A 15,067-nucleotide genomic window follows, 5' to 3' on the forward strand; every position below is an offset into this window, starting at 1 on the left:
TGATTGCACCAGTTCGCAGCCCGTGCAGCAAAAGCGGAAGGGTTTCCCCTTCCGCTGTGCACTGCACCGTCACGGTGTCTGTTACTGGCGCTGAGTTTGAGTAGTGTTGAAGTCGTTTTTATTGCCAATAGTTACAGAAAGATCCAGCGTTTTGCCGTCACGGACTACGTCGAGCGTGATTTTGTCACCTACTTTGAGCGTCTGGATGTAGGTAATCAGATCTTGGCTGGTTGCATATTTCTTGCCGTTAACACCTGTAATAATATCGTAAGGACGCAGATCAGCGGTATAGGCTGGCGATTTAAAGATAATGTCGGCTACGACAGAACCTTCTTTAATATTCGTACCCATCTGTTTGGCAACTTCATCGGTAATCGTCATTAGAGAAGCACCAATGAATGGAACCGGTTCTTTAGGGATTTCCTGGTTGGCTTCGAGTTTGTCTACAACATTTTTAATGGTATTCACCGCAATGGCGAATCCGATCCCTTGTGAGTCCGTGCTTACGGCTACGTTCATTCCGATAACCTGGCCATTCAGGTTAAGCAGCGGGCCGCCGGAGTTACCAGGGTTAATGGAAGCGTCCGTCTGCAGAAGGTTTTTATAATTACGGGTACCGCTTCCGTCTTCTTCATTGATATCAATGCTGCGGTTTTTGGCGCTGAGCACACCCGCTGTAACGGTATGGTCAAAACCCTGCGGGTTACCAATCGCTACCACTTCGGAGCCGACCTTAATGCTGTCCGAATCACCCAGCTGTACCGTCGGGAAGTTTTTCCCTTCAATTTTCAGAACAGCCAAATCCAGATCCTTGCTGGTCCCGAGCAATTTGGCTTCATAGGTCTTCGTAGTGCCGTCAACGGTAACCTGAATTACATCGGCCTTGTCAACAACATGCTGGTTGGTCAAAATATATCCTGAGGAATCATAGATAAAACCTGTTCCGATTCCATAAGGTGTAAGCTGGGAAGAAGAATTCGAACCTGAATTGGATTCTGAATTCGATCCTGAATTCGACCCGGAAGAGCCGTTGCTGCCAAATTGATCACCGAAGAAAAATTGTGAGAACGGATCACTCATATTCGGATTAGTAGAGTTTCTGCCAGAGTTTGCTTTCACCAAGGTCTCAATTTTGACAACGGCCGGGCCTACGGAATCAACCACTCTCGAAGCATCTGTTGTCCCGGTAAGCAGCGATGTCGTGGTGGTAGACGGTGTAACATTTACGCTTCCATTTGCCGTCTTGGCCGCAGTGTTGGATACAGCCGCAGTAGTGACAGGGTCCCCTGTGAACCAGTTGCCGCGGTCTGCTGCGAACATGGAGCCTGAGAGAACTATCATTCCGGCGAGAAAAGATACCAGTACCGCTTTTACAGGTTTCTTGGGCTTACGGTTGTACTGCCAGCCATTACCTCCATCTGCTCCATTACCACCCCGCCCGCCGTTGCCGTCCATTCCGGTTGTCCGCAGCGAAGTGCTGTATGGAACCGGTCTGACCGGCTGTGGAGGATTAACCTCTACACGTTCCGGTTCCCGGCGGTTGTAATGCTGCGGATCATCCGGGTTCATCTCATCTTTGTTCAGCGATTTGAAAGGTCCGTAAGAGTAATAGTAGGAAGATCCGGTTTCAGGAGATTCATTATTATTGCTATTGATATTACCGTTATCATTGCTGTTCACATTGTCGCTGCTATTGCTATCCCATTGCCGCTCCGGAGACGGTTCATTATCACGATTAAAGTTGTTTTCACGATCATAGTTATTTTTGTTATCGTCCATGTTTTTCTTTCCTCCCGCACCTTGCGTATCCGGCAAGGATTAATTTGTTTTCTTGTTCTTATTTTGTACTTTAAACCTTAAGGTCACATTAAAAACAATTTAAGCGGAGATAAAAAGTGGGGGAACCCTAGTATCAGGCAACACCACTATTAAACCCGTATTCTCTTGAATGGACCACTGAGGGTGGAACACGAGTTTAAAGGCGGCTGTATACTTTTCGCCCCGACAATAGGGTCCCTGGCCGGGAAGAGAAATCCGATATTCACTATGATAATAGCGAATAGAAGCGAAAAAAAGGCCCGAGCACACAAAACGCGCCGGGCCAGAAACAATACCGTTATATTATTAAGATAGCAAGATTAATATTAATAGGACAATATGAAGTGCAACCGGAGTGTGATAGACAGGTAGCCTAACTCAATTACTAGGATTAATACGGTTTAACCCTGAGCCCAGCCCTTGCGGTGAGCGTAAATCGCCAGCTGGGTACGGTCATCCAGCTCACATTTCATCAGCAGGTTGCTGACATGCGTCTTTACAGTTTTGATGCTGATATGAAGCTCCTCGCCGATGTCCTTATTGGTCTTGCCTTCGGCAATGAGCAGCAGCACTTCCTTCTCCCGCTCGGTGAGACCCGAAGAATCTCCTTGTACCGTCCGCTGGCGGATGCCGCGGGTAAGGGCTTGGGATACATCACCGGTCATCACCGGCATACCGCGGAAAGCGCCTTGAAGTGCGTAGATCAGCTCCTCCGCCGAGACCGTTTTGAGCACATAGCTGACGGCACCGGCTTCAATAGCATCCACGACAAGATCATCCTCCAGGAAGCTCGTGAGAATCACAATTTTGAGACCCGGGAATTCAGCCAATACCGCACGGGTGGTCTCCGCACCGTTCATCAACGGCATCATCAGGTCCATCAGAACCAGATCAGGAAGTGCATCCTTCCCCCAGCTCCGGAGTGTTTTTAAGGCATCCTGCCCATTTGCAGCCTCTCCAATCACTTCAAACATCGGGTCCAGCATCAGATATGTTTTAAGGCCCATCCGGACCATGTCATGATCATCTACAAGCAGAACTTTAATGACACTCATTTTTATCCTCCTCAGTGTTAATAGAGCTAAACCTCATGCATACAATCAAACCAGTATCATAAGTACTCTCTTGATCAATCAGCTCTCGGCCGCACCGGCATTATCCAGCTCCGGGTTGCCCTGGATAAATTTTGGTATATGTACACGGATCGTAGTTCCAGCTCCCTTGCGGCTAATGATCTCCACTTGCCCGCCGAGCTTCTCCGCGCGTTCACGCATCGTTGTAAGTCCATATGAGCCCTGCTTATGCTGTACATGCTCGAAGCCTTGCCCGTCATCGCTGATGCTCAGCACTACTTGTCTCGGCACTTCGCGCAGCGACAGGCTGACGAGCCGTGCTCCCGCATGCTTGACAATGTTGGCCATCGATTCCTGGATAATCAGGAACAGCTGATGTTCAATGGCTTCAGACAACTCTCCTTGCAGCTCGAGCTCTTTCACGCCTTTAAGTCCGTTCTGGCGGCAATAATCCGGGAACCATTTCTCCAGCGCCTCGAACAGATTCCGGCCCTCCAATTCTACCGGCCGGAGCTGGGCAATCAGGGCTCGCATCTGCTTCTGGGCCATTTGGGACATGGTAATCAGCTGATCCATAACGGTTCTGCCATGCTCCGCATTCCGCTCCAGCACTTTAGGCAGCGAAGAAGCGGACATATGAATCGCAAATAGCTGCTGGCTTACGGTATCATGCAGATCCCGTGCCATACGCCTCCGCTCTTCAAGCACCGCGCTCTCCGCCGCCTTTTCCTTCTCGATCACTTCCTGCTCGCCCAATCGCTGCAGCAGCTGCATCTTATTCTCCACAGTGTCCATCATCATGTTGAACTCGTGGTATACTCTGGCAAAAGACTGGTCATCACTCTCAGGCATCCGTACGGATAAGTTACCCTTGGCCACCTGAAGCATGTTCAGATCCAGAAGGTCAATCCGCCGCTGAATCCGCTGGCCGGCCATATACCCTACAACTACAGTGAACAACACGATCCCCACGCAAAGATACAGCCACATACGGTAATCCTGAACCTTGATATAGCCCAGGCATGTCCCGGCATACATAAGTCCGGCGGTTACACCGCCACTAAGCAGAAAATACACCAGCAGCATCCATTTGGTATTACTTAATAATTTCCCCATGCTTACCCCACCGTTTTAATTTTAATGTCGCCAATGAAGGCACTGACATTAATACGGACTTTTTTGCCGGCTTCCTTATAATAAGGTGTATTGCATTGCACGCTGCTCATGAACCCGCTACGCGACTGCTCCAGAACCTGCATATCTCCGATAAAAGAACTGCTGTTCACCTTGACTCCCAGGTCCATATCTTCCGGTATATACACCTTGATGTCGCCTACAAAAGCAGAAATATTGATCTTCGTCTCTCCGTAGGGAATCTGCGCATTGGTCAGATCCAGGACGGTGTCGCCAATGAACTGCGAAATATTTGTATTCTTCAGCTGAAAATGATCCTTGCCCACATGAACATCCCCAATAAAAGCGGAACGGTTCGTCGTTTCCTTACGATCTGCGGCACCATGGAACTCTTCATGCCATTCGCCATGCCGGCGTGCGTGGCGCTCCTGGCGCTCCTGCCGTCTGCGTTCGTGCCTCTCGTGCTTCTCCTGCCAGCGGGAATCTGCAGAAGAGTGGAATCTCCCGTTGTCGCTCTCGTCCTCCTCTTCATCCTTATGCAAGTACTCGTTCCAATCCCGTTGCCCTTCAGATTTGCCGAACTTCTGCTCGAACTGCTCATCCAGCGTGGATTCGAGAGGCTTTGGAGGCTCAACATCCAGAGGTCCTGCTCCAGGTCCTGGAGGATAGTAGGCCTTGGGTGCGGGCGGTGCGGGCGGTACAGGTGGAGTATGATCCCGCGGCTTGAAGATAACATATAATCCTCCACCGATCAGCATCACGGGAATCAGCAATTTGAAAAAGTCGCCGGCTGAAACATCAAACCAATCCAGGTTTCTCCCCAGGAAAAACACCCCAAGTGCCAAGTAGAGGAATCCCCAAAAAGCAGATGAACCCTTAGAACCGCGCTCATTCGTGGATAGAACTTTCTGGATCCCCATAATAATGAGAATAACCGGCCAATAATCAGCAAAAAGGGAACCTATATTGAAATCGGTATACCCCATCTGCCGCAGCAAAAACATCGCTCCCAGTCCAATCAGGAGCAGACCCCCGAGGATCTGGCTGGTGAATCGTCTTTTCATCCTTCATTTCCCCTTTATGTTGATATAACTCACTCATTCACTCTTATTGCCTTAGTCTACAGGAACAGGCAGCCGGAGAACAGCGCCGGGAGAAGGAAACTTGACTCAGTCTCTGGACCGAGGGGGATGTAGAATCGCAGTAAAGTTCTGCTCACAAAAAAAACTGCCCCGCCGCTCAGGAACTGAACGGAAACGGGACAGACGGTGATTGAACAGATGCAGTTAAAAGATGGTGCTACAAAAGTTTGAACTACAGCATTATTGCTGCGGTTTTTGAACCGGTTTTGCCATACTCTGCTTAGATGCGCCGTCATTTTCTACAGCAAACTCAGCATTGTATTTTTCATTTGGTGTTTTGTAGTTTTCTTGAACCTTTGGTTTTTTAGAATTGGCCACGGAAATCACCTCCCTTGTCTCTTATACAGTCTGATACCAGAGTGCATCCGAGAATCTAACGAAAGAGGCTGCTTATTCTGCCCCAGTCCGTATTATGGGAAAGGCGGGACCTTATTATGCATACTTATGTGAAATAAAATTCATACTGGCAGTGTGTAGGGTAACCCTAGATGACTTCCTCAAGAAGATCCTGCGGAATGGCATTATAGGTTTGAACAGCCCGGCCCAGACTCTTCAGCATGTTCTCGGTACATCTTCCGTTCCCCCGCTTAATGAGCTGCACCACTACCGTTTTTTTACCCCATTCCTTATAAACCTGCTTAGTGGTAGAAAAATAAAGATCAATCTTCCGGCCCTTGATAGCCGAACCGGTATCTGCCACAACTGCGTAGCCATAGCCGGGGATATACAAAACGCTGCCTAACGGAATCACTTTGGGATCAGCAGCGATGGTCGATACTGCATTTTTGTCCCGGCGGACTTTGACACCAGAATACGTGATGCCGTACTGCGGATGCTTTGAGGTTTTACCTGTAGATTCAAAACCTGCTGTGTAGCCTGTAGCAGTTACCTTGAAAGAAGTGATAATCTGCTCCGGCCCTGGTGCCGCTACCTGTACGGTTGCTGGCGGTTTGGAAGCAGTATTACCCGGTTGTGTGACTGCATGAGGTGCTGGTGTATGTTTTGGAGTCTTAGTGGCTGCCGGCTTGCCGGACTGTGCGAGCGCTTCGGAACGGGACACCCCTCTGGATGCGGATTCTCCTTGATCATACAGCGCGGCTTGACCAGCTGCCAGCACTTCCGGCCCGGTGTGGCCGCTGACACTGCTGAACTGCGCAGAACCTTTTATATGTTGCGGATCAAGTGACTTGTTTATACTATTGCTTAATTGACCTGCAGTGTCTCCCGTCCCGTTAGCTTCCACCGGCTTGCGTCCAAAATCAGGATAGACCCCGGCGGCAGTCAGCAAAAGCACAATCGTTACGAAAAGACACCAAAACCTCTGGTATAAGCCCATTTTGTTCATTTGTTAAACCTCCCCCTATTAGCGAAGGTTTCCCGTTTCACAAAATTTTATACCTGGAGCCGTTTAAAACCCGGCCGCAGGCGGCTTATAACAGAGGTGAATGAATGACATTAAAGATATATAAATGAGGTTATACCTGAAGCTTAGATTACACGCTCCGCAACTTCCTTAACTAAGGAAGCGATCACTTCCTGCAGCGGCTGGGCACCGATATCGCCTTCTCCGCGCTTGCGGATGGAGACACTTCCGGCGTTCATTTCATTCTCGCCCACCACGAACATATAAGGGATCTTCTCGAGCTGTGCTTCACGGATTTTATAGCCCATTTTCTCGTTGCGCAGATCTACTTCGGACCGGATTCCACTGGCAAGCAGTTTTGCTTCTACGTCCTTAGCGTAATCATCAAATGCGGAGGACACCGGAATGATCTTCACCTGCTGCGGGGACAGCCATAATGGAAGTGAGCCGGCAAAGTTCTCCAGCAAGAAGGCTACAAAACGTTCCATGGTACCAAGGATTCCGCGGTGCAGCACAACCGGACGGTGTTTTTGGCCATCGTCTCCGACATATTCCAGCTCAAAACGCTCAGGAAGCAGGAAGTCGATTTGCACTGTGGACAATGTTTCTTCTTTGCCAAGTACAGTCTTGATCTGAACGTCCAGCTTCGGACCGTAGAACGCTGCTTCGCCTTCCGCTTCAAAAAACGGCAGGCCCGCTTCTTCCACTACTTCTCGCAGCATGCGCTGTGCAGTTTCCCACATTTCATCGTTCGGATAGTATTTTTCAGTATCCTTCGGATCACGGTATGAGAGACGGAAACGGTAGTCGGCAATGCCGAAATCGCTGTATACCTGCTTGATCAGCTCAAGCACACGGGTAAATTCGCTTTTGATCTGATCCAGGCGGCAGAAAATATGTGAATCATTCAATGTCATCGAACGCACACGATGCAGCCCAGTCAGCGCGCCAGACATTTCATAGCGGTGCTGAATTCCAAGCTCGGCAATCCGGATAGGCAGATCACGATAGCTGTGCATCGAACTCTTGTAAATCATCATGTGATGCGGGCAGTTCATTGGACGAAGCACGAATTCCTCATTGTCGATTGTCATCTTGGGGAACATATCCTCTTGATAATGCTCCCAGTGTCCTGAAGTTTTGTACAGCTCTACATTGCCGAGCACCGGAGTATATACATGCTGGTAACCCAGGCTTGCTTCCAGATCGACGATATAGCGTTCCAGAATACTGCGCAGTTTCGCACCTTTTGGAAGCCAGATTGGCAGGCCTTGTCCTACCAGCTGGTTGAAGGTGAAGATCTCCAGCTCTTTACCCAGCTTACGGTGGTCGCGTTTCTTTGCTTCCTCCAGTAGGTGCAGATACTCATCGAGCTGAGCTTTTTTGATCCAGGCAGTACCGTATATACGTTGCAGCATTTTGTTCTTGCTGTCCCCACGCCAGTAGGCTCCGGCTACGTTCATAAGCTTGAAGACCTTGATCTTCGCAGTGGAGGGCACATGCGGGCCGCGGCAAAGGTCAAAGAATTCTCCCTGCTCATATATCGTGATCACGCTATCTTCAGGCAGCGCTTCAATCAACTCCAGCTTATAGGGATCTTCCAGTTCACCGAAACGCTCCAGTGCTTCCTTGCGGCTGACCTCAATACGCACGATCGGCAGATTCTCCGAGACGATACGCTCCATTTCCTTCTCGATCTTCAGCAGGTCCTCCGGATTGAGCGGGTGCTCCAGATCCATATCATAGTAAAAGCCATCTTCGATCACCGGGCCTACACCCAGCTTAACCTCCTTAGTCCCGAACAGGCGGCGTACTGCCTGCGCCATCAAGTGGGCTGTACTGTGGCGCATCACTTCCAGGCCTTCCGGCGAATCCAAAGTGACGATCTCAACCAATGCACCTTCCTGCAGCGGCGTAGACAGGTCTACAACGATACCGTTCAGCTTGCCTGCTGCTGCATTTTTGCGGAGACCACTGCTGATCGAAGCGGCTACATCATCAATGCTGCTGCCATCGGCATATTCCCGGACCGAGCCGTCCGGAAGCTTGATATTAACTGACATGATTTATTCCTCCTAATATTTTGGTAAGGCCGCATAAGTAACGGAACGGAAATGTCCCTGAACACAAAAAACACCCGTCCCGCAAAGGGACGAGTGATTGCACCCGTGGTTCCACCCAAATTCGATTCCCGGCTAGCAGGAATCCTTCGTCAGCATGGAGATAACGGCCATGAACCGGCGGTTCTTACTATCCCTGGCAGGTTGTCCGCTGCCCAACAGCACTTGGGAGTTCATAACCGCAGCTACAAAGGGGTAGATGGATTACCGGATACCGGAGGAAATCACAGCCTGAAGTTTCCTCTCTCTGAAGCGGCCCTAAAAAGTAATCATCCATATCTTTGTCAACGCTGATAACGTGAATCTTGTGTAATTATAATTCTCTCTCCAGCCTTCCGTCAAGTCAGTCCCTGTATTTATCATCCGCAACAACACCGCCAGGCAAGTAGAAGGATGATCTATAGCGCGAACATATAAATCCTTCTATTGTAAAATAGACTTGCAGGGCAGAAGCCATCTTCTGCCCTGCAAGTCTATTCTTCCAGGCGTTTCCGTTCAGGCAAGCGGCCTGCGCGTTTCAAAGCCTCACGCAGCAAATATTCGATATGTCCGTTTACGCTGCGAAACTCTTCTCCCGCCCAACGTTCCAGCGCTTCGTGCAGGTCAGGATCGATCCGCAGCGGAAAGCTTTTCTTGGCCGCCATGATGAACCGTCCTTAGTACAACGAGCCGGCGTTAATGACCGGACTCGCTCCACGCTCCGACACGATCGCTACCATCAGATTGTTAATCATCGCCGCCTTGCGCTCTTCATCCAGTTCGACTACTCCGCTCTCCTTCAGCTGGCGGATCGCCATATCTACCATTCCGACCGCCCCTTCGACGATAATCTGCCGCGCGGACAGAATCGCTGAGGCCTGCTGCCGCTGCAGCATAGTACTGGCGATTTCAGTAGAATAAGCCAGATGTGTCAGCCGCGCTTCAATCACTTCAACACCGGATAAGGAAAGGCGGTCCTGAAGCTCGGCTGCCAGTTCCTTGGCAATCTCATCCGAATTCGCACGAAGGGACATGCCCGATTCGTTAAAATTGTCGTAAGGATACCGGCTGGCCACATGCCGTAGTGCGGTCTCGCTCTGGATTTCCACAAACGCCATATATTTGTCGACATCGAACAACGCCTTTGCCGAGTTGATGACTTTAAATACAATAACTGCAGCAATCTCAACCGGATTCCCCTCGACATCATTGACCTTCAGCTTAACGCTGTTGAAATTGCGCACCCGCAGGGATACGGTCTTACGGATACTAAACGGAATGACTGCGAAGAGTCCGCTGCTAGCAATGGTACCGACATATTTGCCGAAAAAGGTTACCACGACCGACTTATTAGGCTGCACTACCGTAATACTCGTACATAGCACACCCGCAATGATGAACAGAATAACCGGAACCACAGCATAGTCATATGTTGCACCGTAAATCCCCCCTGCCAAGCAAATGGCAATAAGCGCAATAACCAGAAAACCACTAACTGGACGCAATGTTTTTTCTTTCATGAAAGGCACCTCCATAAGATATGTATTTGATATGATTATGATATCACTTATGGATATTGTTGTAAACTAAAAATATCACTGCGTTCCGTCCTATTATCTCTTATACTAAAGAACCTATCTGAAGTCATAGTCTTACAATTAAATGGAGAAGGACGTGGAACACATGAGTGTTAAGGAGCAAGTATTGGATATTATCAAGGCATCAGCAACGCCACTAAGCGCAGGCGAAGTTGAAAAGCTGTCTGGTCTGGAACGCAAAGCCATCGATAAAGCCTTCACTGAGTTGAAAAAAGAAAATGCAATTGTCTCCCCGGTCCGCTGTAAGTGGGAAGCTGCTACAAAGTAACCCCCAAAGAGACCCGTGTGCATTAAACATACACGGGTCTCGCCATATACTGGTCATCTCTAGCTATCACTGCATCAAAAAAAAGGAGCTCCGCTGTCATCCAAAGATGACACTGAGCTCCTTTTTGCATTTGTTATTTCATGCTGGGTTCAAAGCTTAGGAAGCCTTCTTTTCCAGCATACGGTAAATGATAACCGCCGCTTGAGCGCGGGTTGCATCGCTCTTCGGTGCGAATTTCTCTCCATCCACCCCATTGACAATACCAAGCTGTGTAAGCTGGGCTACTGCATCCTGGGCGTAAGAAGCAATCTTAGACTTGTCGTTAAAGTTTGCCAGCGCTGACTTGGTATCCATTGGTTTCAATTGATCTTTAAGTGCAGCGGCGATCATCATCGCCATTTCTTCGCGGGTCACTTCACGCCCCGGTTCAAACTTGCCGTTGCCGGAACCTTTCACAATACCCGCATTAACAGCAGCAGTGATGGCATCTGTGTACCATACTCCTTGCTTCACATCATTAAATGAGGCGTTTGCTCCTGAAGTACTGAGATTCAGGGCACGAACCAGCATCGTTATGAATTCAGCACGCGTTACGGTTTTGTTCGGTGCGAAGTTGCTTCCGTCCAGACCCTTCACAATACCTTTGGATGCCAAAGAGCTGATAGCCTCTTGTGCCCATGCCACTTTACCCAGGTCCTTAAAGTTCGGTGTAGGTGTTGCAGTTGGAGCTGTTGGTTTTACACTTGGTGCAGGTGTTGCTGATGCAGCCGGCGTAGCCGTAGGAGTAGGTGTTGGCGTTGGTGTTGCCACAGACCCTCCCGGGTTCGAGGTTGGAGCCGGAGCTACAGTATTATTTGTGATTCGGCCTTCAACTTTTGCTGTGATTTGACCGCCCTTGAAAGTATTCTTAACGTAATCGTAGAATACATCCAGGTCAATCGGACCGGCCAAGGATTCACTGGCTGCAGTCAGCACCTTATAGTTGTCGCCGCCTGCAGCCATGAAGTTATTAACTACCGCAGTATAGTTTTGAGTCATGCTGATTGGTGTTCCGTCTGTCTTGGTAAGATTAGCGATACGATCAGCAACCGGCAAATACATGTTGGCCGTATATTTCAGGCCGGAAATTTGCAGTGTCTTCGTATCTGCAGTTCCATCAGCTTTGGTTGCCCATTGCTGCTGCAGCAGTGTCTTGATCTGTGCACCGGTAAGGGTCAGCTTTACAAGCGTGTTGCCAAATGGCTGGATCTTGGCCAAGTCGCCAAAAGACACATTGCCTTTCGGAAGATCAGCGCGGATACCGCCCGGATTCATAAAGGCGAAATCAGCGAGACCTTTTCCATCGTGGAAATCAGCTTGACGCATAGCGTCTGCAATCAGGTTCCCTAGAGCAGCCTCATTATTGTAAGCATCAGTGCGGGTTACTGTTCCGTCTGTAGTACCTACAGGCAGAGTCAGTTCAGGGTGAAGTTTCAGATATTTGTCCACCAGGGCTGCAGTTTCCGCATCTGGTGTAACATTCTTTTGAAGAGTGCTGGTTACAGTCGCCGATTTGCTCTTCACATCACCAGTTACACTATCAATAACCAGCTTGATGTCTTCGAAAGCTGTACCATAGGAATAGGCTTGAACAATCAGCTTGCCGTTTACAACGCCATTAGCAAGTGCATGGTTGTCCCCTGCTACCACGACGTCAACAGGTGAGTTCGCCGGAAGTGCGTTAGCTAGGTCAGCCGCTTCTCCCGTAGTCACATCTGCTTTGGTTGTCGCCGGATCATGTGCAAGCACAACAATCGTCTGTACGCCTTGCTTCTGAAGTTCTGCGGCATATTTTTCAATCGCTGCAACTTCTTCTGTGGCGCTCAGGAATTTTACGCCTTTGGTTCCCTCAGGAGAGACTTTGCTTGGAGTGGCTTTGGTTACCACACCGATAAATCCGATCTTCACACCGCCTACTTCTTTAATTACGTAAGGGTTAATGATCGGATCTCCAGAAGAGCTGTCTACCGCGTTTGCATTGATGTAGTCAAAATCTGCGCCTTTATGAACGATAGTAGTGTTATTGACGGTCTTAGGATCTTTACCGCCAAAAATCTGTGTTTTCAGGGCTTCAACACCTTGGTCAAACTCATGGTTACCCAAGTTGCCCACATCGAATTTCATCAGGTTCATCCATTCCATCGTCGGCTCATCACGCTCAAGCGAGGATACTGGCGCAGATGCGCCAACTGAGTCACCGTTATGGAAGAGCAACGCATTCGCATATTTCGCACGGGTATCTTTCAAGTACGCTGCAAGAGTTGCTGCAGTTCCTACTGCATCGCTACCTACATAAGAAGTGGTGTCGAGTTGGCCGTGGAAGTCGTTGACCCCGAGCAGGTGAACTTCCACATCTCCGGTTGGAGCAACTGGAGTTTCTTTTAGATTAAGATTATAGATTTCAAATCCTTTGACATCTTTAGTGCCTGTGTCTGTAACATTGGCAGGCTTCACAGCCGCTGCCTTCGGTGAAGAAGTGAAGGTCACATTGACGTTCCCTTTGATTGGAGCGATCGACCAGTTGTTGTCTGCTGTCGGATCAACGGTGCCGGCTGCACTGATATAATCCATCAGTACCTGGCGGTTTTCCATTTGGGAGTCAATAATCATTTTCCCAGCTTTAACACCCGGGAAGTTACCGCCGCCGCTTGCGCGGTAGTTATTGGTAACCACGATGAACTGTTGGTCATCCTTCAAAGGTTCATTGCCGTACGTAATGGAAGTCACACGGCTGGAAGACGCATCATTAATCGTTCCATCCGGCTTGTACTTCGCATTTTTGGTTACATCAATTGTATATTTAATACCATCGATGACATCGAAGTTGTAAACAGCGAAAGCCGAGTTCAAAAGCGGCTGTGGAGTGGAGATCGCCGGTTTGATACGGTTGAATGCACCTGCACTCATCTCTACCCATTCCTTCACTGTAGAGCCTTTGACCACAATGGCTTTCAGCGTGTTGTCATAGAGATACAGGTCACTTGCGCTCGCAATCGTAAGATCGCCCTTTTGAATTTCAGTATACTCCTCAGGGCCATTGCGTCCGGCCTTGAAGGGTGCGCCTACACTTAGAATCGGCAGGTCCTTATACGGGGCAAGCTTAGCATCCGTATTGACCAGATTCGAAACATATTGCTGCTGGGCATAGGTTACGATCTGAACGGTCGGATCATCCTGCACCAGAGCAAAGTAGCTGTTCATCGGAGCATTGGTTTTCCCGAGCGGCTGATTCACATATTTGATCGTTGCTGCATGGGCAGCTCCAGCCACTGCATCAATAGCAGGATCAACGGCTACTCCGGTAATGGAGCGTGTAAAAGCCTTTGAAGATGCCTTGTCAACTTTCCAGCTGCTGCCATCCTTTACGATCTTCAGATCGATCAGACCCAGGTTGCCCCCGCCATAACCGGCTTGAACAGCTGGAACGCCGTTGATATGACCGTTGAGGTTATCGATCTTTGCTACATCGGAATCATATGGCTTTTTGGTTGCCGGATCCTTAAAGGAAGCATCCAGCTTAGTGTCATCCCCGTTCGTCGGGAACACCTTATGCGTATGGGAGAAGGTGATGGCGTCAATGCCATCAACCTTGCTCAGCAGGTTAATGGCATTCTCAGCTCCGGTTCCCGCAGCTGCAGTCGCATCAAACCCGGAGTGGGCCATGGCAATAATGACATCTGCGCCGGCACCCTTCATGATAGGAACAAATTTGGCTGCAGTTTCAGCAATATCCTTGGTGATTACCTTGCCTTCAAGATTCACCTTGTCCCAATCCATGATTTGCGGGGTCACCAACCCAAGGAGGCCGACATTAACCGTTACCTCATTACCGTTGCTGTCCTTAACTTTTTTAGGAATGATGACATACGGTACAAACGTATTTTTACCATCGGATACATTATAAATATTTGCATTGACATAAGGGAATATTGCTCCGGTATCTGCCGCACCGCTTCCTTTGATCGTACGGTCCAGATAGTCCAAGCCATAATTGAATTCATGATTGCCAAACGTTGCAGCATCATACCCCATAAGGTTCATGGCTGCAATAAGCGGATGAATCTGGTCTGGACTTGTCTTAAAATCTGATACCTGGGCCATATATGTACCCAGCGGTGTTCCCTGAATCAAATCACCGTTGTCAAGAAGGAGATTGTTCGGTTCTTGGGTCCGGGCTTCTTTTACCAGCGTTGATGTGCGGTCCAGACCTACTGTAGTAGAAGCCGCATTTTTGAAGTAGTCCCAACCGTATACATTGGTGTGAACATCCGTAGTACTCATCAAGCGAAGATTAATCGCTCCAGGAGCAACAGCCTCAGCGCCTGCAGCCTCCGCCTTGCTCGCCCCCAAAACCGGAACTGCAAAAACTCCGCCCAGCACTTGTGCTGCCAGAACGGTGGTCGCCAATAAAGCAGCTACTGGCTTGTTCCATCTTTTTTCTACCATAAGTCAGATATCCTCCCCATATGTTTCTTATTCCTACTTATGCTGACCGCAAGATTGTATCATATCCAAAATTATGAATCTAGCAAA

Annotated in this window: 11 protein-coding genes; 1 reads left to right on the plus strand and 10 read right to left on the minus strand. The window is 49.1% G+C overall.

Translation table 11 applies throughout. The features are described 5' to 3' along the window. Nucleotides 1-81 precede the first annotated feature (81 nt). The 9 genes from A3848_RS09035 to A3848_RS09070 all read right to left on the minus strand — a co-directional run bounded on the left by A3848_RS09035 (nucleotide 82) and on the right by A3848_RS09070 (nucleotide 10,149). Complete coding sequence (locus A3848_RS09035) at nucleotides 82-1,779, minus strand: S1C family serine protease (protein WP_083612021.1); 1,698 nt, start codon at nucleotides 1,777-1,779, stop codon at nucleotides 82-84. Nucleotides 1,780-2,219: 440 nt separating this feature from the next. Beyond that, complete coding sequence (locus A3848_RS09040; protein ID WP_074084632.1) at nucleotides 2,220-2,873, minus strand: response regulator; 654 nt, start codon at nucleotides 2,871-2,873, stop codon at nucleotides 2,220-2,222. A gap of 78 nt (nucleotides 2,874-2,951) precedes the next feature. After that, nucleotides 2,952-4,007, minus strand: coding sequence for a HAMP domain-containing sensor histidine kinase (locus tag A3848_RS09045; protein WP_074084633.1), 1,056 nt, complete (start codon nucleotides 4,005-4,007; stop codon nucleotides 2,952-2,954). 2 nt (nucleotides 4,008-4,009) lie between these two features. Continuing rightward, nucleotides 4,010-5,089, minus strand: coding sequence for a cell wall-active antibiotics response protein LiaF (gene liaF / locus A3848_RS09050; RefSeq protein ID WP_074084634.1), 1,080 nt, complete (start codon nucleotides 5,087-5,089; stop codon nucleotides 4,010-4,012). Nucleotides 5,090-5,347: 258 nt separating this feature from the next. After that, nucleotides 5,348-5,485, minus strand: a complete 138-nt coding sequence (locus A3848_RS32215; protein WP_167374642.1) for a hypothetical protein — start codon at nucleotides 5,483-5,485, stop codon at nucleotides 5,348-5,350. Between the two features lie 166 nt (nucleotides 5,486-5,651). Beyond that, nucleotides 5,652-6,227 (minus strand): 3D domain-containing protein, encoded by a 576-nt coding sequence (locus A3848_RS31265; protein WP_371916087.1) that lies wholly within the window; start codon nucleotides 6,225-6,227, stop codon nucleotides 5,652-5,654. Nucleotides 6,228-6,655: 428 nt separating this feature from the next. Then, a complete protein-coding gene (gene thrS, locus A3848_RS09060) occupies nucleotides 6,656-8,593 on the minus strand; it encodes a threonine--tRNA ligase (RefSeq protein WP_074084635.1) in 1,938 nt (645 codons plus the stop codon). A 530-nt stretch (nucleotides 8,594-9,123) separates the two neighbouring features. Then, the gene (locus tag A3848_RS09065) at nucleotides 9,124-9,294 is read right to left on the minus strand and encodes a type II toxin-antitoxin system antitoxin (RefSeq protein WP_074084636.1); all 171 of its coding nucleotides are present in this window, start codon (nucleotides 9,292-9,294) and stop codon (nucleotides 9,124-9,126) included. A gap of 12 nt (nucleotides 9,295-9,306) precedes the next feature. Then, nucleotides 9,307-10,149, minus strand: a complete 843-nt coding sequence (locus tag A3848_RS09070; protein ID WP_074084637.1) for an SPFH domain-containing protein — start codon at nucleotides 10,147-10,149, stop codon at nucleotides 9,307-9,309. Nucleotides 10,150-10,312: 163 nt separating this feature from the next. Here A3848_RS09070 and A3848_RS09075 point away from each other — a divergent pair, with 163 nt between their 5' ends. Next, nucleotides 10,313-10,495 carry a transcriptional regulator gene (locus A3848_RS09075; protein WP_074084638.1) on the plus strand — a complete coding sequence of 61 codons (183 nt, stop codon included), beginning with the start codon at nucleotides 10,313-10,315 and terminating at the stop codon, nucleotides 10,493-10,495. Between the two features lie 156 nt (nucleotides 10,496-10,651). On the opposite strand, the gene A3848_RS09080 is transcribed toward A3848_RS09075, so the two are convergent. Next, on the minus strand, nucleotides 10,652-14,980 hold the full coding sequence (locus tag A3848_RS09080; RefSeq protein WP_074084639.1) for a bifunctional 2',3'-cyclic-nucleotide 2'-phosphodiesterase/3'-nucleotidase: 4,329 nt from the start codon (nucleotides 14,978-14,980) through the stop codon (nucleotides 10,652-10,654). Nucleotides 14,981-15,067: the final 87 nt, after the last annotated feature.

Origin of the sequence: Paenibacillus sp. P32E (genome assembly GCF_001909085.1) — a bacterium.
Lineage (GTDB): Bacteria > Bacillota > Bacilli > Paenibacillales > Paenibacillaceae > Paenibacillus_AQ > Paenibacillus_AQ helianthi.

Excerpts from the sequence above, each read along its gene's own strand:
- A3848_RS09035 (WP_083612021.1), bottom strand. The coding sequence starts at position 1,779 with ATGGACGATAACAAAAATAACTATGATCGTGAAAACAACTTTAATCGT.
- A3848_RS09040 (WP_074084632.1), bottom strand. The coding sequence starts at position 2,873 with ATGAGTGTCATTAAAGTTCTGCTTGTAGATGATCATGACATGGTCCGG.
- A3848_RS09045 (WP_074084633.1), bottom strand. The coding sequence starts at position 4,007 with ATGGGGAAATTATTAAGTAATACCAAATGGATGCTGCTGGTGTATTTT.
- liaF (WP_074084634.1), bottom strand. The coding sequence starts at position 5,089 with ATGAAAAGACGATTCACCAGCCAGATCCTCGGGGGTCTGCTCCTGATT.
- thrS (WP_074084635.1), bottom strand. The coding sequence starts at position 8,593 with ATGTCAGTTAATATCAAGCTTCCGGACGGCTCGGTCCGGGAATATGCC.
- A3848_RS09065 (WP_074084636.1), bottom strand. The coding sequence starts at position 9,294 with ATGGCGGCCAAGAAAAGCTTTCCGCTGCGGATCGATCCTGACCTGCAC.
- A3848_RS09070 (WP_074084637.1), bottom strand. The coding sequence starts at position 10,149 with ATGAAAGAAAAAACATTGCGTCCAGTTAGTGGTTTTCTGGTTATTGCG.
- A3848_RS09075 (WP_074084638.1), top strand. The coding sequence starts at position 10,313 with ATGAGTGTTAAGGAGCAAGTATTGGATATTATCAAGGCATCAGCAACG.
- A3848_RS09080 (WP_074084639.1), bottom strand. The coding sequence starts at position 14,980 with ATGGTAGAAAAAAGATGGAACAAGCCAGTAGCTGCTTTATTGGCGACC.